Annotated in this window: 21 protein-coding genes; 15 read left to right on the top strand and 6 right to left on the bottom strand. The window is 47.1% G+C overall.

What is annotated here, in order from left to right; all coding sequences use genetic code 11:
* Positions 1-45: 45 nt before the first annotated feature.
* Entirely contained in the window at positions 46-1,551 is a 1,506-nt protein-coding gene (locus tag FGL37_RS23810; RefSeq protein ID WP_028068441.1) for a bifunctional ADP-dependent NAD(P)H-hydrate dehydratase/NAD(P)H-hydrate epimerase, read from the top strand.
* An 82-nt stretch (positions 1,552-1,633) separates the two neighbouring features.
* On the opposite strand, the gene FGL37_RS23805 is transcribed toward FGL37_RS23810, so the two are convergent.
* Together FGL37_RS23805 and FGL37_RS23800 are read right to left on the bottom strand one after the other, a co-directional pair.
* Positions 1,634-2,986 carry a DUF3943 domain-containing protein gene (locus FGL37_RS23805; protein WP_160169455.1) on the bottom strand — a complete coding sequence of 451 codons (1,353 nt, stop codon included), beginning with the start codon at positions 2,984-2,986 and terminating at the stop codon, positions 1,634-1,636.
* Between the two features lie 169 nt (positions 2,987-3,155).
* On the bottom strand, positions 3,156-3,752 hold the full coding sequence (locus tag FGL37_RS23800) for a sugar O-acetyltransferase (RefSeq protein ID WP_028068440.1): 597 nt from the start codon (positions 3,750-3,752) through the stop codon (positions 3,156-3,158).
* 143 nt (positions 3,753-3,895) lie between these two features.
* On the opposite strand from FGL37_RS23800, the gene FGL37_RS23795 reads away from it, so the two are divergent.
* Complete coding sequence (locus tag FGL37_RS23795) at positions 3,896-6,109, top strand: glycosyltransferase family 4 protein (RefSeq protein WP_028068439.1); 2,214 nt, start codon at positions 3,896-3,898, stop codon at positions 6,107-6,109.
* Here FGL37_RS23795 and FGL37_RS23790 read toward each other — a convergent pair.
* Positions 6,081-7,565, bottom strand: coding sequence for a glycoside hydrolase family 130 protein (locus FGL37_RS23790; protein ID WP_037532125.1), 1,485 nt, complete (start codon positions 7,563-7,565; stop codon positions 6,081-6,083). The genes FGL37_RS23795 and FGL37_RS23790 overlap by 29 nt on opposite strands.
* 128 nt (positions 7,566-7,693) lie before the next feature.
* Here FGL37_RS23790 and FGL37_RS23785 point away from each other — a divergent pair, with 128 nt between their 5' ends.
* From FGL37_RS23785 to FGL37_RS23760, 6 genes are all read left to right on the top strand, one after another.
* Complete coding sequence (locus FGL37_RS23785; protein ID WP_028068437.1) at positions 7,694-9,160, top strand: aminoacyl-histidine dipeptidase; 1,467 nt, start codon at positions 7,694-7,696, stop codon at positions 9,158-9,160.
* Positions 9,161-9,351: 191 nt separating this feature from the next.
* Positions 9,352-10,680 (top strand): GntT/GntP/DsdX family permease, encoded by a 1,329-nt coding sequence (locus tag FGL37_RS23780; RefSeq protein WP_028068436.1) that lies wholly within the window; start codon positions 9,352-9,354, stop codon positions 10,678-10,680.
* A gap of 28 nt (positions 10,681-10,708) precedes the next feature.
* Positions 10,709-11,176: a RidA family protein gene (locus FGL37_RS23775; protein ID WP_028068435.1), complete on the top strand. Its 468-nt coding sequence runs from the start codon at positions 10,709-10,711 to the stop codon at positions 11,174-11,176.
* 8 nt (positions 11,177-11,184) lie between these two features.
* On the top strand, positions 11,185-12,288 hold the full coding sequence (locus FGL37_RS23770; RefSeq protein ID WP_028068434.1) for a D-TA family PLP-dependent enzyme: 1,104 nt from the start codon (positions 11,185-11,187) through the stop codon (positions 12,286-12,288).
* Between the two features lies 1 nt (position 12,289).
* Positions 12,290-13,378, top strand: a complete 1,089-nt coding sequence (locus tag FGL37_RS23765; protein WP_232048766.1) for a dipeptidase — start codon at positions 12,290-12,292, stop codon at positions 13,376-13,378.
* A 74-nt stretch (positions 13,379-13,452) separates the two neighbouring features.
* Positions 13,453-14,691, top strand: coding sequence for an MFS transporter (locus FGL37_RS23760; RefSeq protein WP_028068432.1), 1,239 nt, complete (start codon positions 13,453-13,455; stop codon positions 14,689-14,691).
* A gap of 171 nt (positions 14,692-14,862) precedes the next feature.
* On the opposite strand, the gene FGL37_RS23755 is transcribed toward FGL37_RS23760, so the two are convergent.
* Together FGL37_RS23755 and FGL37_RS23750 are read right to left on the bottom strand one after the other, a co-directional pair.
* Positions 14,863-15,207, bottom strand: a complete 345-nt coding sequence (locus tag FGL37_RS23755) for a magnetosome magnetite crystal formation protein family (protein WP_028068431.1) — start codon at positions 15,205-15,207, stop codon at positions 14,863-14,865.
* 117 nt (positions 15,208-15,324) lie between these two features.
* Positions 15,325-17,106 carry an ABC transporter ATP-binding protein gene (locus FGL37_RS23750; protein ID WP_028068430.1) on the bottom strand — a complete coding sequence of 594 codons (1,782 nt, stop codon included), beginning with the start codon at positions 17,104-17,106 and terminating at the stop codon, positions 15,325-15,327.
* Between the two features lie 179 nt (positions 17,107-17,285).
* On the opposite strand from FGL37_RS23750, the gene FGL37_RS23745 reads away from it, so the two are divergent.
* The 4 genes from FGL37_RS23745 (at position 17,286) to yajC (ending at position 20,187) form a co-directional block, all read left to right on the top strand.
* A complete protein-coding gene (locus tag FGL37_RS23745) occupies positions 17,286-18,365 on the top strand; it encodes a Glu/Leu/Phe/Val family dehydrogenase (RefSeq protein ID WP_028068429.1) in 1,080 nt (359 codons plus the stop codon).
* 61 nt (positions 18,366-18,426) lie between these two features.
* Positions 18,427-19,374 (top strand): transcription antitermination factor NusB, encoded by a 948-nt coding sequence (gene nusB / locus FGL37_RS23740; protein ID WP_028068428.1) that lies wholly within the window; start codon positions 18,427-18,429, stop codon positions 19,372-19,374.
* Between the two features lie 13 nt (positions 19,375-19,387).
* Positions 19,388-19,846: a DUF1573 domain-containing protein gene (locus tag FGL37_RS23735; protein WP_028068427.1), complete on the top strand. Its 459-nt coding sequence runs from the start codon at positions 19,388-19,390 to the stop codon at positions 19,844-19,846.
* Positions 19,847-19,872: 26 nt separating this feature from the next.
* The gene (gene yajC / locus FGL37_RS23730) at positions 19,873-20,187 is read left to right on the top strand and encodes a preprotein translocase subunit YajC (protein ID WP_028068426.1); all 315 of its coding nucleotides are present in this window, start codon (positions 19,873-19,875) and stop codon (positions 20,185-20,187) included.
* 138 nt (positions 20,188-20,325) lie between these two features.
* Here the strand turns inward: yajC and FGL37_RS23725 are convergent, their stop codons facing one another.
* On the bottom strand, positions 20,326-20,961 hold the full coding sequence (locus FGL37_RS23725) for a hypothetical protein (protein WP_028068425.1): 636 nt from the start codon (positions 20,959-20,961) through the stop codon (positions 20,326-20,328).
* Positions 20,962-21,383: 422 nt separating this feature from the next.
* Here FGL37_RS23725 and FGL37_RS23720 point away from each other — a divergent pair, with 422 nt between their 5' ends.
* From FGL37_RS23720 to coaE, 3 genes are all read left to right on the top strand, one after another.
* Complete coding sequence (locus FGL37_RS23720; RefSeq protein ID WP_028068424.1) at positions 21,384-22,373, top strand: BtrH N-terminal domain-containing protein; 990 nt, start codon at positions 21,384-21,386, stop codon at positions 22,371-22,373.
* A 135-nt stretch (positions 22,374-22,508) separates the two neighbouring features.
* On the top strand, positions 22,509-23,459 hold the full coding sequence (locus FGL37_RS23715; protein ID WP_028068423.1) for a CdaR family protein: 951 nt from the start codon (positions 22,509-22,511) through the stop codon (positions 23,457-23,459).
* A 9-nt stretch (positions 23,460-23,468) separates the two neighbouring features.
* A complete protein-coding gene (gene coaE, locus FGL37_RS23710; protein ID WP_028068422.1) occupies positions 23,469-24,050 on the top strand; it encodes a dephospho-CoA kinase in 582 nt (193 codons plus the stop codon).
* The last annotated feature ends 1 nt before the right edge of the window (position 24,051 follow it).

Raw genomic sequence — 24,051 nt, 5'->3', positions numbered from 1 at the left:
CGGAACGGAACGTGCAATGGAGCCGTTCGTCGAAAACCAGCAGCGATGAAGATAGTATCTGCCCTGCAGATGGACAAGATAGACTCGGAAACGATAAAGGAGCAGCAGATCAGTAGTATTGAACTGATGGAACGTGCTGCAACGGCTGTTTTTGAACAGCTTCGGAACAGCTATCCCCGATTGGATCAGCAAGCGTTTTATATTTTTTGTGGCAAGGGCAATAATGGGGGAGATGGCTTGGTGTTGGCCAGATTATTGGAGCAGCAGCAGGCTGAGGTGCACGTCTACCTGCTCGATGCGGAGACCTATTCATCAGACAATCGGGTAAACCGGGAGCGGCTGCCGGATTACCTTATTCGAACCGTGAAACCTGAAGACCGGCTCGATATCCCCAAGAAGGGAATCGTATTGGACTGTCTGTTTGGTTATGGGCTGCGTCGTCCGCTGGCCGTAACATGGGCAAATTTGATCGGATCCATTAACCATTCGGGCGCCTACGTCTACTCCATTGATATGCCCTCTGGTTTGTTGGCGGATAGCCATACGGGGCCGGAAGTTCCCGTCGTACAGGCGGATTGGGTATATACATTTCAGTCACCTAAATTGGCGCTATTGATGCCGGAAAACCAACCTTACGTAAAAGGCTTCTCCGTGCTGAATATCGGACTGAGCGAACGTGCTATTGGTCAGTCCGTCACTCCTTACTTTTATGTTGACGGACCTCTTTTACACTCGTTTTATCGTAAGCGGCAGCGCTTCGGTCATAAAGGTACCTTCGGTCACATTCTGATAATTGGTGGAAGCAAGGGAAAGATGGGAGCAGTGCAGCTGGCGCTGAAGGCTGCCTTACGTGCCGGTTGCGGTTTGGCCACAGCCTATATCCCTGCCTGTGGATATTCGATCGTCCAGACCGCGATACCAGAAGTCATGGTGCTAAACGACAACGAAGAGCAGCTGATTGCACAATTTCCTCAGCTAGCTCCATACCAGGCTGTAGGGATCGGTATCGGTATGGGAACCGGTCAGCAAACAGTCGATGCTTTTAGAGTATTCCTTTCTCGGCGAATCAATACTCCTTTGGTATTAGATGCCGATGCATTGAATATTCTTGCGAAGGACTCTGCTTTATGGTCGTTTGTTCCCAAACACAGTATACTGACGCCACATCCCAAAGAGCTCAGCCGGATTCTGGGGCCTTGGCAGACGGATTTTGAAAAACTTGAAAGAGTAAAAGCTTTTGCCGCCCAATATCAGTTATATATCCTGGTCAAGGGAGCGAATAGTGCCATGGTCACGCCGGGGGGTGAGGTCTATTTCAACAGCACGGGTAATGTTGGAATGGCTTCGGGTGGCAGCGGCGATGTTCTTACAGGCATACTAACCGCTTTATTAGGCCAAGGGTACTCGCCTTTGGAGGCCCTGCTGATGGGCGTGTATGTTCATGGAAGGGCTGCGGATATTGCTGTTCGGTCGATCGGTACGTACTCCTTGTTGCCATCTGACACCATTGATGCTCTTGCGTCTGCATTTTTAGAACTGGAACAGCGATGATGAACGAATGGTAGGTTGAACAGGCTCAAAAAGGGATTCGTTTTAACCAGCGAAACCAAGGAATAGATGTCCGGTACGGGACTTAAAACGTCACATTGTACCCTAGTGACAGCCGCACAAAGGGGTAATCTTTGTCAATATCAGGGTAGTCTTTGAAGTTTCCTTCCAGACGGAAGTAGCCTGAGCTCGCGTTGAGCGAAAAGTTTTTGAGGAGCCTCAAGCTGGCGGAGCCCGAGGCCGTGTGCAGGAAATAATGGGAATCGTTGCCGCTAAGCGTCACAAAGTAGCCTCCATGATAACTCAGCCCAAGCTTCAGTCTTTTCCATACACTGATATCCACAGAGCCGCGTAGGTCTGCACCCGGCCCATAGTTGTAGTTTCGGCTCTCTCCAAACAGCAGGTACGGGTCCGGAACGGCAGCGAGCACAACAGGGCCGCCGCCAATCGTTGTCGTGAATTTGTTATTTTTACCAAATGTGAAATTGGATATAATATTGTAGTTTACACTCTGAGCGCCATAGAAGAAGGCTTCGTTGTGTATAAAATCGTAGTTGGCAGAGACGGTACCCTGATGCCGGCCCGGGAGATTCTTTAATATTCGTTTTCCATAAAGTGATGCATAGACGTTGAGTGCATTCACAAAAGAGCTATCGTCGGATCCGACTTCCAGGTTAACGTAAAAATCATCGAAGGGCTTTTTATGGTCCACCTCTCCGTTGGTATACACGATTTTTAGACGTGCGTACAGATCGTTTTTCCCCTTTTCTATAATATTTCCCTCTCTGGCGTCAAAGCGTTTTACACCAAGATCAAATTCGGCTTGTACACGGGAACTGTCGACCACCTGTCCTCTGACAACACGTCCCCAACGTCCGTCGAGCAAACGGTTAAGGCCGTTCACCGGATTGATCAAAAAGGCCAGGAATTCCTTGCTCTGCCGTTCGGCAAGGGAATGCGTGGGGCGGGAAAGCACATTCTGAGACAGCCGATGGGTCATTTCGCCCAATATGATACCCCCAAAGGATGTGTTGACCAGATCGTTGATGGAAGGGGCCTGTGTTTCACCTGCGGTCTCCCAAAGGAAACTTCCGGCCACAGTGGCCGCCGAGGATTCCCAAAACTTAAAGTTATTGGATCGGAACGCATTAAAATAGAGCTGCCCGTGATAGGGATGGGCGATCTGATTGGTGGCAAAGGCATTGTCGTCCCAGGCCCAGGCTCTGGGATTGAGATGCTTAAACCAGTTGCCGAAACTGATATGCGAATAGGGGTCCTTACGTACAAAATAATTGAATGATGCCGGTAAGGCTTGAAAGGAGAACCATTCTGTGGCGGCACGCACCCACAACCGTTTGGGATTGTGGAATACAGTGTCGGTCTTGATGCCGAGCTGGTAACGTTGGGAAGCACTTTGAGCCTTTGCACATCCAGGCATACAGCAGATCAGATAACAAAATAATGGAATGATAAAATATAAACGCCCAATCATATACAGTCCTAATTCAAAAGCTATCTGACAAAACTAATTGTTTTGAGATTATAGACCCGTTGTTTCCTGGTCGATCTATCGGATTATGACGTTAATTTGATATGCGGTGTTGAATTTAAAAGGCAGTTTCTTGCTCGTAATCGATGCGGTCCATATCGCTGATTTCGCGGATCACACGGCAGGGATTGCCAGCAGCGACCACATTGGGCGGAATATCCCTGGTGACGACTGAGCCCGAACCGATGACCGAATTTTCCCCAATATGTACACCGGGATTGACAACCGTCTGGCCACCGATCCAGACATTGTCCTCAATAGTGATCGGTGCCGTGAATTCCCAGCCCAGGTTTCGGGCTTCAAAATGGATCGGATGACCAGCGGTAAACAGACTGACATTCGGTCCAAAGAGTACATTGTCCCCAATGGTCACTGCAGCGCCGTCCAATATGGTACAATTGTAGTTGCTGTAGAAGTTCTCCCCGATGGAGATGTTATAGCCATAATCACAATGAAACGGGGGCTCAACGAAAAAGCGCGCGCCCGTAGCCTTAAATAACTTCTGGATAATCTGTTTTCTAAATTTGATGTGTTTGGGGTCCGAATCGTTAAACCGCTTAAGCTCCTGCTTTGCATATTGTCTTTCCCTGAACAATTTGCCGTCCGAATCGATATAGGGAATGCCGGCAATCATTTTTTCCTTCGGTGATTTCATCCGTTCCTTTGTGTTAGAATGCTGACAAATCTATTAAATCCTGCCCAATTAAATGCAGTCCGGGAAAACAATTTCGCGCCGAAAAGCATTTAGATAAAGGAGTAGATACACTTACAATCACATTATTTTCAAACGTATATTCCATGAAGATCGCTTACATTAGTACTTACCTGCCCAAAGAATGCGGTATTGCCACCTTTACCTCGGATTTGTTGCATGCCGTTGCTTTACACAATCAGGACCTGACGCAGCACGTGGTCGCCGTTTCGGACCGGGATTACAATTATCCGGGCGAAGTGGTTTTTAAAATCGATCAGCATCAGCAGCTTTCTTATATTGAAGCGGCTAAGTTCATCAATGAAAACGGTTATGACTGCGTTATCCTGGAACATGAATATGGTATCTTTGGCGGCAATAGTGGAATGTATATTCTGTCGCTCATCAATGCACTTCACATCCCACTGCTCGTTAATTTTCATACCATACTGGAAAAGCCCACTGTGGATGAGAAAGCCATCTTAATCGAAATTGTCAAACGTGCTTCGCTGGTGATTGTCATGAGCAATTATGCGATCACCCTGCTTAAAAACATTTATCGGGTCAACACCGGAAAGGTGAGACTTATCCACCATGGCGTGCCCACATTTCCCCTGGATCAGTCAGCAGCGAAGGCCAAGACACACCTCACAGGAAAGAAGGTGTTGATGACCTTTGGCTTTTTGGGCCGCAATAAAGGGATAGAGACTGTTCTGGAAGCGCTGGCGGAGGTGGTCAAGCAGGAACCCGACCTGCTTTACCTGGTCATTGGCAAGACCCATCCCAACGTACTGGCCCACTCTGGCGAGGAGTACAGGCAGTATTTGCAGCAGCTGGTGGACATTTATCAGCTCGAGCCCTATGTAAAATTTGTCAACTCGTTTGTGAGCCAGTCGGATTTGGTGGACTACCTCTGCGCTTGTGATGTTTATATCACCCCCTATATCAATGAGGCGCAGATCACTAGTGGCACCTTATCTTATGCCATAGGTGCCGGAGCGGCAGTGGTGTCTACACCTTACTGGCACGCCAGAGAATTGCTGGCCGAAGGCCGCGGGGTACTGGTGGAATTCAAAAATGCAGCCAATATGGCTGCTGTCCTGACCGAACTGCTGGGGAATCAGGAATATCGGATGACATTACGTGATAATGCCCGTGCGTTGGGGCGCGAGATGACCTGGAAAAATATCGGCCTTCGATATGCGCGTTTATTGGAGAAGGTGATCCCGTCGCCAGACGGCCTGAAGGAAAATACGGCGTTTACCAAAGACGAGCTGCCTAAATTCAGCTGGAAACATATAGACCGTCTAACCAATCAGGTGGGCATCGTGCAGCATGCGACGTATTCACTTCCCAACTATAAGGAGGGTTATTGTCTGGACGACAATGCCAGAGCACTTCTGCTAACCTTGTTGGCGCAACGGGATTTCTCCGACAAGCGTCTGGATCGACGTATCTCGACTTACCTGAGCTATATATATTATCATCAGCGCGAGGACGGGTTGTTTCACAATTTTATGAGCTTCCAAAACCAGTTTCTGGATGAAGTGGGATCCGAAGACTCCTTTGGCAGGACAATATGGGCCTTGGGTGTACTTTTAAGGGAAACGAAATCAACGAGCTACTATCAGCTGGGACGTGAGCTGTTTTTTAGGTCTGTGCCGCACTTTAGGCAACTGCGGTCCAATCGTGCAATTGCCTATACCGTGCTGGGAATTGCCGAATATTTACATCATCAGTCCAACGATGAGGCGATGGTCGAACTGATGCGTGAGTTGATCGGTAGGTTGCAGCACGAATATGACGCCAGTTCGGACGACAGCTGGCAATGGTTTGAACCTGTGTTGGCCTATGACAATGCGATTTTGCCCTATGCGCTACTGACATCCTATCCTTTTCTGAATGACGAGCGCGTGAAACAGCTCGGCTTGACTACCTTAACCTTTCTGGAAAGTATTACCATGCAGAATGGTGCCCTTTCTCTGGTGGGTAACCAGGAATGGGCCAAGCAGGGCAAACACATCAGTAAATTTGGACAGCAGCCCATTGATGTCACTGCTATGGTCTTTATGTACCGGGAGGCCTTTCGCCTGACAGGCAAAAAGGTCTATTTTGCCCGGATGATAGCGGCGTTCCGATGGTTCCTCGGCGAAAATGACCTGAAGCTGGGCTTATACGACGAGGAGACCAAAGGCTGTTGTGATGGACTCGAGTCTTATGGTATCAATAGAAACCAGGGAGCTGAAAGCACACTGTGTTTTTATTTGGCCTACCTTGTGGTCCATCGGGCTTTTACTGATAGCGTTCCGGATTCAAGATAGCCAGCAGCAGTTCCTCAAGCTTGATGGTTGCATAAGTGGATGCATAGTCTGACATCGCGTACGGAAGGATCAGATGGTCGTTGTGAATCAGGGCGCCACAGGAATAAATGACATTGGGAACGTAGCCCTCACGCTCTTCATCGTTGGGGGTCATCAGTGGGCTATGTAGCCGCCCTATTTCTACATGGGGATTGTCAAGATCCAGCAGCGCGGCTCCCAGTACATATTCACGCATCGGTCCGACAGCATGGGTGAGGATCAGCCAGCCATACTGGGTTTCGATTGGCGAACCGCAGTTGCCGATCTGCACATATTCGTAAGCATATTCAGGCTGCTGGATCCGGATGGCTGTTTCCTGCCAGATATTGATGTTGTGGGAATATGCGATATAGTTGTTTTCGCCATCGATACGACACAGCATCGCATATCTACCGTTGATCTTCCGTGGGAATAGCGCCGCTCCTTTGTTGGCAATTTCACCGTAAATCGGCTTTACCTTAAAATGGTAGAAATCTTTTGTGGTCAGCAATTTCGGCAGGATGCTGAATCCATCGTAAGCGGTATAGGTGGCATAATAAATACTTTCCCCTTTTTCATCTTTGAACTGTACAAAACGGGCATCTTCGATGCCCCTTTTTTCTGTATCGGCAATGGGGAAGATGACCCGCTCGGAAATAGAAGTATCCAATGAAAAGGTCATCTCATAATGCGACGAAGCCAGCCACAGGGCCTGTTGCAGAAAGGTGATATTTTCCAGGTTGTCCTCACTGTCGGTCCGGACCTCATCAATGTATCGCTTGAGCTCCTCATAAGTAAAGGTTGGCGTCAGTTTGGTTTCCAATTTGGTCTTCACTTCGGTGGGCGCAGCGTGCAGCTCATTCATTTTCTTTAAAAACGATTCCTTATGGTAGCGATGGTTTTTTACCTGCATGGGTTTATCCAGCAGATTGCCAATGTAATCGATTTGAATGTTGTTCTCCGCATCGATGGTACCCGAACGAAAGACAATGGAGGAGACATGCCCCTCGCCGGTCGCCCTAAAGCTGAGGATCACCCGCTTTTCTCCTTTAAAAAGTTCGGTTTGGTCGGGATGCTCAACGATAGAAGGGTTGAATAAGGCAGCCGACTCTATCGAATATTCCATGGTGAAATATGAACCGATTAGAAGTTTGTCGAGGTGGCTGAGTTTATCTTTAGGGTAGGGAATCCGCTCGAGGAGATGACTGACGCGCTCAAAGTTGCGCTCGAAAATATTGACAATACTACGGTGGCGTTTGGTGTAGCTACGCAGGACCTGGCCAAAGATTTCTTTGCGCTCCAACTCTGTTTGTGCCAAAATACGCTTGATGATTTTAACGGTGCGGTCATCTCCCAGAAAGAAAAACCTGGCTAGCACACGTTTTTTGTCCGGTTTGAAATAAATGTTTTTTCGCTCTACTTTAACTGGTTTGTGCATGTTTATATTGTTTCAAGTTTACACCCTTATTAGAACGATCAGCGGACGGTTTTTGTTTTCAATCAGACCGTGTAAAGACTGTTTATATGGTAAAAATGGAGTAACTTTGGGGATACAAATTTTTAGTTATGGCAGAACATAGTTTAGATACTTTAGAACCACAGGCGATATGGAAGCATTTCGCTGCGTTGAATGCTGTGCCACGCGCGTCCAAAAAGGAGGAGCGGGTCATTGCCTTTATGGTGAATTTCGGAAAATCCTTAGGTCTGGACACGACGGTGGATGAAATCGGCAATGTGCTGATCAAAAAAGCTGCAAGTCCCGGAATGGAAGATCGCAAAACGGTTGTTCTGCAGTCACATCTGGATATGGTTCACCAAAAAAATAATGATACCGTCTTCGATTTCGACACCCAGGGGATAAAGATGTATGTGGATGGTGACTGGGTTAAAGCCGAAGGCACGACCCTCGGAGCCGACAATGGTCTGGGCGTGGCGGCTATTATGTCGATTTTAGCGTCCACAGATATTGTTCATCCAGCTATCGAGGCGCTGTTTACGATTGATGAAGAAACCGGCATGACGGGAGCACTGGGATTAAAAGGTGGCTTGCTGACCGGGGAGATACTCCTCAACCTGGATACAGAAAATGATACCGAAATTGATATTGGTTGTGCCGGAGGTATCGATGTTACAGCTACGCAGGCCTATACTGCTGAAGCATGCCCCACCGGTACGGTAGCCTATGAGATCACCGTCAAAGGTCTCCATGGTGGCCACTCGGGAATGGACATCCATAAAGGCTATGCCAATGCAAATAAAGTGATGAACCGCATGCTTTATAAAGCCAATGAACGATACGGTTTGCGTATTGCGTCGCTGCTTGGTGGCAGCCTCCGCAATGCTATTCCGCGTGAAAGTGTCGCTAAGGTTGTGGTCGATGCAGATAAAACAGCTCTTTTTGTTGAGGAACTGAGCTTGGTGGCCAAAGAGATCCAGCAGGAATTTGCGACCACGGAGCCCGAAATGGAGATTTTCATCGAGCCTAGGGACGCAGCAGGAGAGACCGTGCTCCCACTTGCTGTACAGAAAAACTTAATCAACAGCGTGTATGCCGCGCTTAATGGCGTCTACCGGATGAGTGCTGACTTTGACGATCTCGTCGAAACATCCAATAATATCGCTAAAGTGGAGGTAACTGCTGCACACATTTCCATACAATGCCTGACTCGATCGTCTGTGGAAACCTCTAAGCTGGATCTTGCGCATGCACTGCAGGCTACGTTCGAACTCGGTGGATTTAACGTCCAATTTTCGGGCAGTTATCCCGGCTGGGCGCCGAATCCAAACTCCGAAATTTTGGAAGTGCTCAAATCCGTCTATTACCGACAACACGGAGAAGCACCTGAAGTCGTGGCATGTCATGCCGGCTTGGAATGCGGGATATTGGGAACCAACTATCCGGGTATGGACATGATTTCCTTCGGACCGACCATCTTGGGGGCTCATTCTCCGGCAGAACGGGTTTCCGTATCCTCTGTACAGAAGTTCTGGCACTTTTTGCTTGATATCCTCCGGGAGATTCCGGGTAAATAAGCCGATGGATATCCGTGGCCGGCGTCGCTGACAACTAATTGAAAAGGGGGATTTTTTGTCCCCCTTTTTCAATTATTTTCTATATTCCTTGCAAGAAACGAAAAATAATGCTATTTTGAACATGAAAAAATGATTTTATAGACCAAAGTTTGTTTCGCTTCTCTAGATGGAAGTAAACCTAATTTGATAGCATGACCATCGTCCTCATTGGTATTAGCATCTGTTTGCTTATTCTCTGCATTACTTATCTAAAGATAAATGCATTTCTTTCATTTCTGCTGGTTTCTATTTTAAGCGGGCTTTGCCTGGGCATTGCTCCTGACCAGCTGATCATCACCGTGGAGAAAGGGATCGCCGGCGTCATGGGGAGTCTGACCCTGATTATTGTGCTTGGTGCGATGCTTGGTAAGATTGTCGCTGAAAGTGGGGCTGCCGAAATCATTGCTGTGCAGATGGTGCGTCTCATGGGGGAAAAGTACCTTCAATGGGGGCTGATGCTGACGGGTTTTGTTGTCGGGATACCCTTGTTCTATGGAATAGGTTTTGTCTTGCTGGTGCCTTTGATCTTCTCGATTGCCTACCGGTATAAGCTACCGGCGGTATATATTGGTCTGCCCATGCTGGCGGCATTATCTGTCACCCATGGTTTTATTCCGCCGCATCCCTCGCCGGTGGCATTGGTCGCGCTGTTTCATGCAGACATGGGGCTGACCCTGATTTATGGTCTGCTCATCGCTGTTCCCGCTATTGTTCTTGGTGGTCCGCTATTTGGCCGATACCTTAAAAATATGCGGTCCAGCCATGCATCCATCTTTCAGCCGAAGGAGGAGGCTGCTTCGCAGGAATATAAACAGCCTTCGGTCCGTATAAGCCTGTTGGTAGCTATGCTACCCGTCTTGCTGATTATCCTATTTACCTTGCTTCCTTATGTGCTTGTGACTGATCATGTGACTGTGCTGCAGCTGTTGAAGTTTGTCGGAAGCCCGACAGTGGTCATGGTACTGGCCATCGTGGTGGCCACTTATTTTCTGGGCCTGAAAACCGGACGGTCCATGACCAAAGTGATGGCGATCTACGAATCGGCAGTCAGGGATATTGCCATGATCCTGCTGATCATCGCTGGATCAGGTATTTTTAAGCAGGTCATGGAAGACAGTGGTGTGAGCTTGCTGCTGGCCAATACCCTACAGCAGCTGCCCGTATCGCCATTGCTGCTCGCTTGGCTGATTACGGCGGTAATCCGTGGCTGCGTGGGCTCGGCTACCGTGGCCGCCCTGACGGCAGCAGGAGTGCTGTTGCCTATGGTGGACCGTGGACAGGTTGACCCCAACCTGATGGTACTGGCCATTGGGGCGGGTAGCCTGATGTTTTCGCATGTCAATGACGCCGGATTCTGGCTATTTAAAGAATACTTTGGACTGAGCGTCAAAGATACCATATTGTCCTGGTCAGTCATGGAAACAATTGTTTCTGTGGTCGGGCTACTGGCGGTTTTACTTTTACAATTAGTTTTATATTAGATTTATTTTTAACACTTAAAGATCATAAATGATGTATAATGCAGATGAACAATTCGAAAAATTAGGTTTGACATTACCGCCTGCGCCTGCTCCTAAAGGGGTTTATAAACCCTATGTTATCGACGGAAAGTATCTTTATCTCTCTGGACATGGGCCGGTACAGGACGATGCGTCCCTGATCATCGGACGTATAGGCAGCGATATGAGCCCTGAGGAGGGCAAGCTGGCAGCCAGGCAGGTTGGCCTGACGATGCTGTCAACCATCAAAACAAATCTAGGCTCATTAAATAGCGTAAAACGTGTCATCAAAGTATTGGGAATGGTCAATTGTACTACAGACTTTTTATACCATCCCGGCGTTATCAACGGTTGCAGCGAGCTCTTTGCGGCCGTATGGGGTGAGGAAAACGGTATCGGGACCCGCAGTGCGGTCGGTTTCGGGTCGTTGCCGGATAATATTCCGGTGGAAATAGAAGCTCTTTTTGAATTGTATTAATATTTGGGATGGAAAATTGGTATCGTATAAACAATGCAGAGCAGCTTGATTCTCCAGCCCTGCTGGTATATCCCGACCGCATTGTGCAAAATATTGACCGAGCCATCGAATGGGTGGGGGGTGATGTGTCCAGGTTACGGCCTCACATCAAAACCAACAAATGCAAGGAGGTCTGCCAGCTGCTGCTGCAGCGGGGAATAACCAAGTTTAAATGTGCCACTATTGCCGAAGCCGAACTGCTGGGTCGAATAGGAGCTGCAGATGTGCTCCTCGCATATCAACCCGTTGGACCCAAAGCTGACCGCCTGCTTAAGCTTGCAAAGGCCTTTCCGGACACACGATATGCCTGCCTGATCGACAATGTGGCCGTGGCAGAGCAGCTTTCCAAACAAAGCGTACAAGCGGAGCATCGTCTAGGGGTATACATTGATGTCAATGTCGGGATGGGACGTACTGGGCTGTCTCTTGAGAAGCTGGAGCGCCTCGTGATGGATATACAGCTGCTGGAGGGGATTCAGCTGCTTGGTGTGCATGGTTATGATGGACACATCCACGATGTGGACTATGACCGGCGCAGACAGCAGAGTCAGCAAGCCTACGATCTGCTGGAGACAGCCTACCTCCTCGCACAGGTGTCCACTTCGCTACCGCTCACCAAAATCATCGGTGGTTCGCCAAGTTTTCCTTTCCATGCGCGACGGACCGACGTGGAATGTAGTCCGGGGACTTTTGTGTTCTGGGATTTCGGCTATCAGCAGTATGCGGAGCAGAACTTTCTGCTTGCGGCTGTTTTACTTTGCCGCGTGATCTCCATTCCAGATCAACATCATCTCTGTCTCGACCTGGGCTACAAATCCGTGGCCAGCGAATCGCCTCAGCCACGTGTCCGGTTTTTTGACAACCGGATCCGGGGAATTAAAATGCAGAGCGAAGAACATCTAGTGGTGGAGGTGGATAACAGTACCGATTTTAAAATAGGCGCGGAGTTCTACTGTGTGCCCAGACATATCTGTCCTACTGTGGCCTGCTATAGTGATTTGCATGCAGTCCATCAGGCTGAAGCAGATGAGGTCTGGCCTGTATTTGCGCGCAATAGAAAAATAAATTATTGATATGTATGAAGTAGAAATGCCATTTGTCATTGACGCTCATCTCGATTTGAGCATGAATGCTATGGAATGGAACCGGGACCTCCGTCTGCCAATCGATGAGCTCAACCGGCGCGAAGCGGGGATGAAGGACAAACCCGATAGGGGAAAGGCAACCGTCACGTTCGGAGAGTTGCGCAAAGGTAATATCGGCCTTGTCGTGGCCACGCAGATCGCCCGGTTTGTCCGCCCCGACAGCACCTTGCCGGGCTGGTACTCAGCAGAACAGGCCTGGGCGCAGACACAGGGGCAGCTCGCATGGTATAAAGCCATGGAAGCTGCGGGCGAGCTGCGGATGATCTGTACAAAAGCAGCACTTCGGGAACACCATGCATTATGGACTGATGGTACCCCCAATGCCCGCAAGCCCATTGGATATCTACTCAGTCTGGAGGGGGCGGATTCTCTGGTGGACCTCAGTTATCTTGATACTGCTTATCGGTACGGGCTACGGGCTATTGGTCCGGCCCACTACGGCCCCGGACGGTATGCCAATGGTACCGATGCTTCGGGCAGACTTAACCAACAGGGGGTACAGCTATTGCGGGAGATGGAACGGCGCCATATGATATTGGACGCCACACACCTCAATGACGACGCGTTCTGGGATGCCGTTGAACGTTATGACGGTCCTATTTGGGCAAGCCACAACAACTGCCGCAGGTTTGTCAACCACAATCGGCAGTTCAGCGACGAAATGATCACAGCCCTGATTGAGAAGGGAGCTGTCATTGGTGTGGCGCTGGATGCCTGGATGATGGTTCCGAACTGGATACGGGGCCAATCAGACCCCAGATCCGCCAACTGTTCGTTGGAAATCATGGCCAACAATATTGATCACATCTGTCAATTGGCCGGTAATGTGGACCATGTAGGCGTGGGCAGTGATCTGGATGGCGCCTTCGGCCGAGAGCAATGCCCCTATGATCTGGAGACCATAGCCGACATTCAAAAGGTTTTTGGCCTGTTGCAGCGCCGCGGGTACACGACGGGCGACCTTGAAAAGATCGCCTGTAAGAACTGGCTTCGTTTTATGCTGCATGTGCTGCCCTAGAAGCGGGCGATGCCGTGGGAAGTAAACTTGCGCGATATTGTTTTTTTAACGATAAATAACAATTCTAAACCACCATGACTTCAATATTACGTTTTCAACTGTCCCTGATGATGTTTCTGGAATATTTTATTAAAGGGGCCTGGTTTGTCACGCTAGGGACCTATCTGACCCAGTCGCTACATGCTTCGGGCCTGGAAGTTGCCAATATTTTTTCGACCCAGTCGCTGGGCGCCGTATTTGCACCTTTTTTTGTGGGTTTTGTTGCAGACCGTTATTTTAATGCGGAGCGTGTGCTGGCAGTCCTGCACCTTATTGGTGCGGTCTTGTTGTATGCCATGTCACAGGCGCCGGACGCTAGCCATTTCTATCCCTATGTATTTGTGTATTTTATGGCCTATATGTCTTCACTGTCCCTGTCCAACGGCATCGCGTTCCGACATATTGAAGAAGCCAAACGGTATTTTCCCGCCATACGGGTCTGGGGCACAATAGGCTGGATCTGTTCAGGGCTGGTGATCAGTTATCTTTTCCGCTGGGATGCTCCTGAAGCGATCGCGCAGGGAGCTCTGCATAATACTTTTATTATGGGGGCAGTTTGTTCGCTTCTGCTGGCTCTATTTAGCCTGTTTCTCCCCAAAACTCCACCTAAAATACAGCTTAAAGGTGAACAGTTTAATTTTGGTAAAGCCATTGGTCTGGATGCCCTGAGCTTATTGAAACAGAAAAGCTTCCTGATCTTCTTTGTCACGGCGATCGTCATCTGTATTCCGATATCCTTTTATTATCAGAATGCCAATCCCTTTCTGGTCAATGTAGGCATGCCTAATCCGACAGCGAAAATGGCCTTGGGACAGTTTTCCGAAGCGATCTGTCTGCTGTTGATTCCTTTTTTCTTCCGGCAGCTGGGATATAAGAAAATGATTTTGCTTGGCATTGCTGCCTGGGCTCTGCGGTATCTTTTCTTTGCTTTCGGCGATGGACAGGAGAAAGCCTTTTTATTGATCATCGGTATAGTCCTACACGGCATATGTTACGATTTTATGTTTGTGGTCGGACAGATTTACACTGACCGTATTGCGGGGGAGAAATACAAGGCATCGGCTCAGGGACTGATTACCATCGCCATGTATGGCGTAGGGATGCTGATCGGCTTCTGGGTGGCCGGTGGGGTTTCGGATTACCTGAAAAAGACCTATTCCCAGCAGTTTTGGGAGTATCTCTGGTTTATTCCGGCAGGAATTTCATTGTTCTGCTTATTTTTGTTTGCTCTTTTTTTTAAAGAGGTGAAGAGCGGGCGGCCGGCTTCGGACTGACCCTCGCTTATGTGGCTAGATCAAAAAAAAGGTCAAAACTCGGCAGAAACGAATTTTGACCTTTTTTATGTCTGTATAGAGGACTGATAATTGCTGTCCGTACATGATCCAAAAAGGCGTCACTGTACGGTTGCTGTCAGCCTGCTAGCACAGCAGTAGACTGCGAACAGCTTAAATCATGTTAAACCATTGCTGATATTTTTCGCCGACAAAAGGAAGTGCTTTTTCCTCTCCAGCGAACGCCGCTAGCAGACCCAAGATCAGCGCGACAAGAAGAAGAAGGCCGACCACACTTAAAACGATACCGCTGATCCCCGGAATAAAACGCAACAGCCCGAGAGCAATTCCCGTTACGGTAATGCCGATACTTTGCCTGATATGGAACTGACCCAGCGAAGTTTTGTCCTTATTGTTCATGACAATAGCCACAATGAGTCCGATTAACGTTAGGTATGAAATGATGGCAACCGTTTTGCCATTGTCTGATGATGAGTGCTCTACATGCTTTCTCTCCATGATCTTATCCAAATAAAATGTTTAACTTAAATGTGTAAGACAAATGTAGGAGAGATCCTGCTGCTTTTCTTTAGCGGAATTCAGGGATATTTAAATTTTAGAGGGCATGTTCAGCAGTTAACCTTCTACGCTTTCCAACAATTGCTTTTCATGCAGTTCAAAATACTCACCTTGTTTTTCCATCAATTCGGCATGCGTTCCTTGTTCGATGATCTCTCCTTGATCCATGACGAGAATATGGTCTGCATTTTTGATGGTCGAAATCCGGTGTGCAATGAAGATACAGGTGCGGCCTTTCATGATACGGTTTAACGAACGCAGGATAGTCTCTTCGGTTTTGGTGTCGACAGCGGATAGGCAGTCGTCAAATATGAGTACTTTCGGTTCTTTGATCAACGCACGGGCGATGGACACCCTTTGTTTTTGTCCGCCTGAGAGCGTGATGCCACGTTCACCGACGGCAGTTTCAAATCCTTCTTCAAAGGCGATGATGTTATCATACACGGCAGCATCCTTTGCTGCCTGTTCCACCTGTTCCTGGCTGAAGGAATCCAGGCCAAAGCCGATATTATTGGCGATCGTATCCGAGAACAGGAAAACATCCTGGGGCACAAAACCGATCTGCTGCCTCAGGTTTTTAAAGTTGAAGTCTTTTACATCGATACCGTCAAACTGTATGCTGCCCCCGTCGATATCATACATACGCAACAGCAGATTGGCCAGCGTGGATTTGCCCGACCCTGTTTTTCCGATTATCGCGAGCGTTTTGCCGGTAGGTACCTCAAAGGATACGTTTCTGATCGCCTGTATTCCTGTCTCGGGATAAGTGAAAGAAATGTTCTGCACCTGAATTTTACCAGCAATTTCCTTCTCGGTACTGCCATTGACAATGGGAGATGCGGTTTCTAAAAATTCGTTGATACGTTTCTGTGATGCTGCAGCACGTTGTACGAGGGATGTCACCCAAGCCAGCGACATGGCCGGAAAGGTCAATTGATTGACATAGATAATGAATTCGGCAATATTACCCGCAGTGACGGTGCCCTTGGCCACTTCGATCCCGCCGATATAAATGGTAATCACAGTACTGAGACCGATCAGCAACAAGATGAGTGGGAAGAATATTGCCTGCACTTTGACCAGGTCCAGGGCCGTATTGCGGTAGACGGTGCTTTCCTTTTCAAAATCCTGCATTTTATGCTGTTCCCGGGTATACGTCTTTATCACACGGATGCCGGCAAATGTTTCCTGTACAAAGGAAGACAGCTTGGCAAGCTGTCTTTGAATCTTTAAACTGCGTTTGTTGATAATCTTATTGACGAAGAGAATGATAACCGAAAGTACTGGAATCGGCGCAAGAGCATAAGTTGCTAACCGTGCATTGACGCTATACATGGCATAGATCACCATGATGGACAGGACAATCGTATTGATCGCATACATAATGGCCGGACCGAGGTAGTTGCGTACCTGATTGACATCTTCCGTAGCGCGACTCATCAGGTCACCGGTATTGTTTTTGCGAAAAAAGCCGAAATTAAGCTCCTGATAGTGGTTATATATCTCGTTTTTGAGGTCGTACTCGATATAACGTGAGGTAAGTATAATGGTCTGCCGCATAAAAAACAGAAAGATACCGCGGAGCAGCGAAAGCAGCAGCACGACGAACCCGAAGAACAGCAAGCTCGTGCCAAATACCTGATAAATAAGTTCCTGTCGGTCAAATCCGTCAAACAGCCTATACAGGTAAATATTTTCCTGTACGAGGTCAAAGGCCTCGCGGATTACTTTGGCTGGCAGGACACCGAAATAATTGGATATAATAACGAAAATAACGCCCGGAACCAGCTTCCAGCGGTATTTGTAAAAGTACTTATTTAAGTAGGCGAGATCCTTCATATTACTTTACAAAAGTAGAACTAATTCCGCAAAATGCTCTATAATTCGACGAATTTACTGTCATTCGGAAATCAAATGTTAAGTGTTGGATAAAAAAAGATACTATGCGCAACGAATAAATTTCCTACTTTTGCATCAAGTACCTTAAAAAATTAAAACAAATTAGAGTAGTACATTTTATGTCAACATCTCAAAATTCTATTTTTGAATTGATGAGCCAGTCCGGCCATCAGAACTTATTTTTCTGTAATGATGAATTGGTGGGCCTAAAAGCGATCGTCGCGATCCATGACACGACACTGGGACCTGCGATTGGTGGCGTTCGTATGCTGCCATACGAAACGACAGAAGAAGCTATTGAGGATGCTTTACGTTTATCCAAAGCCATTACGTATAAATCAGCTATTACGGGGTTGAACTTGGGCGGTGGAAGTGCGGTTATCATCGGTAATAGCCGTTTGGATAAATCGGAAGTTTTGTTGCGTCGTTTGGGCCAGTTCATTGAAGGACTGAACGGTAATTTTATTGCTTCTCTTGATGTAGGTACGACCCAACGGGATTTAGAGTATATTTACACCGAAACCACACATGTGGCCGGTTTGCCGAAAGCCATACGTGGCAGTGGTGTCGGCGACACATCGATATTTGCAGCTCAGGGCGTGTATTTTGGTATCAAAGCCTGTCTCAAAGAACTTTACGGTTCGGAAAGTGTTGCAGGCAAAAAGGTGATCGTCCATGGCGTGGGCAGCGTGGGTGAGCGTCTGATCGCTATGCTGCGCGAAGAAAATGCACGTGTTTATGTCAGTGACATTACCGAAGAGAAAATGCTTAAAGTCGCCGCCAAATATAAGGCTGAGCCTATTCCATATAACGAAGTGTTCGATCACGACTTTGATGTGTATTCGCCATGTGCCCTCGGCGGGACCGTAAATCCAGAGTCAGCCCAGAAGATGCAATGCCGTATCATTGCAGGCTCGGCAAACAACCAGTTGAAAGATGAAATTGCCACGAGCACAATCCTTCACCAACGGGGTATCTTATATGCGCCGGATTACCTGATCAATGCAGGAGCACTCATTAGCTGTTATTCGGAAATTCAGAATTATGGTGTTGATCACACTGAATTTGTGATCAAGAATATATATAATGCAACCAGAGAGGTGTTGAAAAAATCAAAAGAGGAGAACATCTCCAGCTTTGACGCAGCCAATCGCATTGCGGAGAAACGTATCCAAGATATTAAAAAAATCAAGAGATAGTCTTCAATCCAAAAATCGTTCTTTATTATTATTTTATAAAAAATCGTTCTTTAAAATTACTATGTTAAACAGGAGACACCTGCGGGTTAAAGTAGTGCAAACGCTTTATGCGTACAGTCTTTCAGAAGACAAAGACATCAAGACATTTGAAAAAGCACTATTAAAAAATGTGGATGAAGTCTATGAGATGTACATCTGGACACTGAATCTATTGGATGAAGTAGCCGATTATGTACTGATCGATGCAGAAGGCAGAGCCAACAAGTTCTTGCCAACTGAAAAAGATCTGTCGTTGACGACCAAATTGAGTACCAATACCTTTATTGAGTCGTTGCGGCAAAATCCGCAATATGCAGAAGGCGTCAAAAAATATAAGATTTCATGGAGCTTTGATCCAGAGATCGTCCGGACAGTATTTTTGCAGTTGAAAGATTCGGAAGCGTATCTGGAATATCTGCAGCAGGAGGACCGTTCGATCGGTACGGAAAAAGATATCATCAAGCATATCTTCAAGAAAATCATTCTGAAATCTCCGGTCATTGAGCAGGTATTTGAAGAGAAATTCATCAACTGGCCTGTCGATAAAGAAGTGTTGCAGGCCTTGATTGCGAAGACTTTTAAGAACTTTAGTTCGGAAGATCCGCGTAAGAACAAGCTGGCTGAGATCACGCAAAACTGGAACGATGACAGTGACTATATTTTGGCATTGCTGGGCAAAACGATCCGCAATACCAATGAATATCAGAAGCTTATTTCGGAGAAAACAAAAAACTGGGAATCCGATCGTATTGCATTGATGGATACGCTGTTGATGCGTATGGCCATCTGTGAGCTAATAAATTTTCCGTCGATTCCGGTAAAAGTGACAATTAATGAGTATATTGAAATCTCTAAGGTATTCAGTACTTTAAAGAGCAATACATTTATTAATGGTATATTGGACAAAATATTGAACGACCTGAATCAGCAGGGTAGGATTCAGAAAGCAGGTCGTGGTTTGAGGGATTAACTAAACATCAACGATGAAGAACTTGAGTAAATATTCGGTTTTAGCGCTGACAGCGGTATTTTTCGTTTCCTGCGGCAATGCACAGAAAGGGAAAGAAGAAGCAAAGGTCAGCAGCGAAGTGGTCGCGTCGGACAGTCTTTCTAAGGCAGCTGCCCAAATGGGGAAAGTGGAGTTTGAGGAGCCGGCGTTTGATTTTGGGCAGGTAAAGGAAGGTGCACAGGTGAAACATACCTTTATTCTGAAAAACACTGGGGATGCCCCAGTTATTCTTTCCAAAGTAACCGCTTCATGCGGCTGCACTCAGCCTGAGTTTTCGAAGAGTCCGATTCTACCGGGGGCAACATCCGAAATCCATGTGACTTTTAACAGCGAAGGACAGGTCGGTAAGCAACAAAAGATCATTACCGTCCAATCGAACGCTTCCAATGGCATGACTACGGTGCAGCTAAAAGGTGAAGTATTAGCGAAATAACAAATTATTAAACGAATAAATAAAAGATGAATACAGTATTATTACAAGCAGCGGGCGGGAATATGATGAGCTTTTTACCCATGGTTTTAATCATTGTGGTATTTTATTTCTTCATGATCAGACCGCAGATGAAGAAGCAAAAGGAACATAAGAAATATATTGAAGAATTGGGTGTAAACTCGAAGATCGTTACAACAGCAGGTATCCACGGCCGCATTGTGGAAGTGTCAGACACAACATTTCTGGTTGATGTAGGTTCCGGTGTAAGAATCCGATTTGATAAATCAGCGGTTGCTTTGGATGCTTCAAAAGCTGCAAATGCAACTGAAAAAAGTGCTTAAACGTAATTTTTCAACGAAATAAAAGGCCAGTCTCCAAAATGGACTGGCTTTTTTGCTCCTCTTCTCTCTTTCAACCCATGTACGATTATGTCGGCTGTCCCGGCTGTTTTCATGCCTCAGCACGTGCTTTGTTTGTTGCTATATTACGCCGCAGTAGGTAGAGTTTGAAAAGGCGCCTTTATATGTATCCCAAATACATACATAGACATGGTAATCGCAATTTTTCCGACTTATCCCATCAAACTGTATTGTGCACGCTCCTTGTTTCACTTCTGCAATTGAGGTTTGCAAATGAGACTCACCATATAAACCCAACAATGCAAGGTTGAGTTTATAGATATTGTCGTCATACTGACCATTGGAGGTCCATTTGAGATCAATCGTATCACCATGAAGGCTAACTTCACAACTGGGCAATGGTGTCAACTGTCCTGCAAACACGATCAGCTTCTCGGGGTTTACAAAAGGATTGTTCTCCGTATCCAGCTCCAGGGCATCCTTGAAAATGTGACGTTGAGCCAATTGGAATGCACCTATGCGACTGCCCTTTTCCGCCATAAACTGGTAGCCAAAATCAAATATCGCCTTATTGTCTCCGGCAAATCTACCAGCAATTTTTTGCTTTTTCCTGTTTAGGAGCTCTGATTCGCTAGGTGGAGAGGTACGTTTTCTTTTTGGCCCACGTACAATATTCTGTCCATTCAGGAGATAAGCACTGACAGAGCCAAATTTTCCGGTAATAGGTCCGTTCGGGCCGTTCTGTAAAATTGCCATAGTCGTTTCTTTATTAGTTTATAATTGCTATCATCAACTTATAACCAAGTTAGTACCAAGTTAATACCAAATTCTCATATAAAGAGGAAGTAACACTACTTTTACACTCAGATAACAGGGGTATAACAGGGATTTACCCCTGTTATACCCCTGTTAACCCCCTGTTATATCCTTGTAATTACCCTATTACTACCGAATTTGGTGTCAATTTAGTCCCGTGATGTCCCCTTATGTGTCGCTCAATACCGTCGAAGCCGCCAGACCTTCTTTCGCTGCTATTTGTAAGACGAGGTTCAGACAATGCCTAAACACATTTGCTGTATACGTATTCCTGCGCTATGTACTTTTCGATGGCAGGTCCGTCTCGTGTAGTTGACATGTAGCTGTCATTACTCTAAACTAACTTTGAATAAAAACACGATATGATAAATACTATAGAGGTATTCGACGGACAACACTGTGAAACAACGGCAACAGGAACATTATTGAAGCATCTAGGAATAACACTCTCAGAACCTATGCTTTTTGGACTTGGTGAGGGGCTGAGCTTCCTTTATTGGAAAATGAAAGGCATGGAATTTCCTTTCCTGGGCGGGCGGATCAAAACAGATCTGCTTACCCGCAATATCTGTAAAAATTTACATCTGGAACTTATGGTCAAGGAAACTTCTTCAAAGGCGAAAGCCTGGAAAGAAGTTAAGCAGCTCCTGGATGACGGACACGTCGTCGGCCTTAAGCTGGATGCCTATCATCTCGAGTATTTTACCCACCCTTTTCATTTTGCGGGTCATTATGCTGCGATTTATGGCTATGATAGCAAGGCTGCTTTCCTGGTGGATACACGCCAGCAGGGGGGGAGGGTCCAAACCTCATTGGACAGTCTGGGCAGAGCCAGGGCGGCCAAAGGTCCCATGGCTTCGAAGAATTTGTACTATCAAATAGAGCGGACTCCTCAGGACATTGATATCGAAATGGCTCTGCGTACAGCACTGATCAACAACGCGCGTGAATACCTGTCACCACCAATTAGCAATGTCGCGTATAAAGGAATTCTGAAGGCGAGCCGCGAGGTCATGCGCTGGTTTGACGGCAGTACCTCCAAAGCTCGCGAATTTGAGATGGCCGCTACCTTTATGGAAAGAGCAGGTACGGGCGGTGCATTGTTTCGGAACCTATATCGTGATTTTTTAAAAGAAAGTTGTCAACTGCTGCAGATCGAACAGCTATATACGGCTTATCAGGCATTTGTTGAAATAGCTTCCTTGTGGACCGCGGTGTCTGAACTTTTTCTTGAAGTAAGCGCTAACGCCAAAAGGAGCGATATAGAAGCTGCTTCTGAAGTGCTTAAGACCTTATCTGCCAAAGAGCGTCAGGCGATGGAAGGGCTAACCGTCATTCAATCGGCCGGTTAGCCGTGTTGCACCCTGGTCTGTTTCCGGATGGTAATGGCGCGCCAAATGAGGGCAAAGGGAGGTCTATAGGAAGTGTGATCCAAGTTTTACAAGTTCCATCGATCATATTTTACGCAAATTGATTAAGTTTGTAACATGGCACATGCAGTTCGACTAAACAAGACCCAGCGGCGCAAGATCAATATCTTTGTGCGCTGTGTTGGAATTTCGTTGTTAGCCTGGTTGTTGTTTTCGATTTCAAACCAGTATACTGTGACGGTCAAAGCGGCGATCGAATATGTCAACCTGCCCGAAAAGCGGGCTTTTCACCCACAGCAATCGGATACCGTGAAGGTCAAGCTGGAGATGACCGGCTGGCAATTTCTGTTTTCCAAAGCTGCACTCGAAACACCAAAGGTTCAGGTGGACCTCAGTTCCCTGAAAACCAAGGACTGGATTGTATTTTCCAACCAGCTGGGGTTTATCAACCGGCAGTTTCCGCACGAGCAGCGCGTGATATCTGTTAGTCCGGATACGCTTTTTTTCGATTTTTCAAAGCAGACACAGCGAAAAGTTCCGGTCAAACCACTCTCCAGTATTTTCTTTAAGCGAGGATATGGCATTATCGCGGATACAAAGGTGACTCCTGCTTATGTGACGATCACAGGACCGTACGAGGATGTGTCCACGATCGAGTATTGGGAAACGGATACAGTACGTGGAAAGGATGTGGAGCGTGATGTACGCACGGTGGCCAACCTGGCCCGCAACCAAAAAGCGAATATTAATGTTTATCCCACCTCCGTGGAGGTGCTGATGCCGGTAGGGGAGCTGACAGAGAAAATTATTGAGCTGCCGATCAAGGTGGAAAACGGTCAGCGCTATAGCTCCGTGCGGCCCAATCCCAGTAAGGTGGTCATCACTGTACTTATGTCGGTCAAGGATTATAACAAGTATACCTCACGTGATTTTGAAGCCGTCGTCGACCTGGCAGACTGGGAGAAGAACGAGGTGCAATATCTTCCGGTCCTTCTGACCAAGGTGCCTGATTATTGTAAGATTATCAGTATAGTGCCACAGAATGTGGATTTCTTTGTACGTAAATAACGAATATTGATGGGATTAAAAATAGGAATAACCGGAGGAATCGGTTCGGGCAAGACCTTCATCTGCAGGCTTTTTCAGATGCTCGGCGTCCCCGTGTACAATGCAGACGAGGAGGCCAAAAAGCTCATGAACACCGACAGCCGTATCAGAGAAAAGCTGGTGGCCCAATTTGGCCAGGCCGTGTATAAGGATGGACAGCTGGACCGAGCATTCTTAGCTCGTGTAGTGTTTTCTGACGCGCAAAAGCTGCAGATCCTCAATAGCATTGTGCATCCTATCGTTATTCAGGAAGCTAAAGACTGGGCAGCACGCCAAAAGACCCGTTACTCATTAAAGGAAGCGGCGCTTTTGTTTGAAAGTGGGTCGTACAAAGAGCTCGATTACACGATATTGGTTACCGCTCCCCTGGATCTCCGTGTTCAGCGGGTGATGCACCGGGACGGGATGACCGAGCAGCAGGTGCGCGAACGCATCAGCAAACAACTGTCTGATGAAGAAAAATTGCAGTTGACCGACTTTGTCATCGTTAACGACGGTATCACACCACTACTACCTCAGGTGTGGACACTACATCAGAAATTTCTTAAATAAG

Source organism: Sphingobacterium thalpophilum (assembly GCF_901482695.1).
GTDB lineage: Bacteria > Bacteroidota > Bacteroidia > Sphingobacteriales > Sphingobacteriaceae > Sphingobacterium > Sphingobacterium thalpophilum.
Note: the sequence above shows the minus strand (reverse complement) of the source record. Positions and strands in the feature narration are given on the sequence as shown.

Coding starts and splice junctions, on each gene's coding strand:
- FGL37_RS23810 (WP_028068441.1), top strand. CDS start 46: ATGAAGATAGTATCTGCCCTGCAGATGGACAAGATAGACTCGGAAACG.
- FGL37_RS23805 (WP_160169455.1), bottom strand. CDS start 2,986: ATGCCTGGATGTGCAAAGGCTCAAAGTGCTTCCCAACGTTACCAGCTC.
- FGL37_RS23800 (WP_028068440.1), bottom strand. CDS start 3,752: ATGAAATCACCGAAGGAAAAAATGATTGCCGGCATTCCCTATATCGAT.
- FGL37_RS23795 (WP_028068439.1), top strand. CDS start 3,896: ATGAAGATCGCTTACATTAGTACTTACCTGCCCAAAGAATGCGGTATT.
- FGL37_RS23790 (WP_037532125.1), bottom strand. CDS start 7,565: ATGCACAAACCAGTTAAAGTAGAGCGAAAAAACATTTATTTCAAACCG.
- FGL37_RS23785 (WP_028068437.1), top strand. CDS start 7,694: ATGGCAGAACATAGTTTAGATACTTTAGAACCACAGGCGATATGGAAG.
- FGL37_RS23780 (WP_028068436.1), top strand. CDS start 9,352: ATGACCATCGTCCTCATTGGTATTAGCATCTGTTTGCTTATTCTCTGC.
- FGL37_RS23775 (WP_028068435.1), top strand. CDS start 10,709: ATGATGTATAATGCAGATGAACAATTCGAAAAATTAGGTTTGACATTA.
- FGL37_RS23770 (WP_028068434.1), top strand. CDS start 11,185: ATGGAAAATTGGTATCGTATAAACAATGCAGAGCAGCTTGATTCTCCA.
- FGL37_RS23765 (WP_232048766.1), top strand. CDS start 12,290: ATGTATGAAGTAGAAATGCCATTTGTCATTGACGCTCATCTCGATTTG.
- FGL37_RS23760 (WP_028068432.1), top strand. CDS start 13,453: ATGACTTCAATATTACGTTTTCAACTGTCCCTGATGATGTTTCTGGAA.
- FGL37_RS23755 (WP_028068431.1), bottom strand. CDS start 15,207: ATGGAGAGAAAGCATGTAGAGCACTCATCATCAGACAATGGCAAAACG.
- FGL37_RS23750 (WP_028068430.1), bottom strand. CDS start 17,106: ATGAAGGATCTCGCCTACTTAAATAAGTACTTTTACAAATACCGCTGG.
- FGL37_RS23745 (WP_028068429.1), top strand. CDS start 17,286: ATGTCAACATCTCAAAATTCTATTTTTGAATTGATGAGCCAGTCCGGC.
- nusB (WP_028068428.1), top strand. CDS start 18,427: ATGTTAAACAGGAGACACCTGCGGGTTAAAGTAGTGCAAACGCTTTAT.
- FGL37_RS23735 (WP_028068427.1), top strand. CDS start 19,388: ATGAAGAACTTGAGTAAATATTCGGTTTTAGCGCTGACAGCGGTATTT.
- yajC (WP_028068426.1), top strand. CDS start 19,873: ATGAATACAGTATTATTACAAGCAGCGGGCGGGAATATGATGAGCTTT.
- FGL37_RS23725 (WP_028068425.1), bottom strand. CDS start 20,961: ATGGCAATTTTACAGAACGGCCCGAACGGACCTATTACCGGAAAATTT.
- FGL37_RS23720 (WP_028068424.1), top strand. CDS start 21,384: ATGATAAATACTATAGAGGTATTCGACGGACAACACTGTGAAACAACG.
- FGL37_RS23715 (WP_028068423.1), top strand. CDS start 22,509: ATGGCACATGCAGTTCGACTAAACAAGACCCAGCGGCGCAAGATCAAT.
- coaE (WP_028068422.1), top strand. CDS start 23,469: ATGGGATTAAAAATAGGAATAACCGGAGGAATCGGTTCGGGCAAGACC.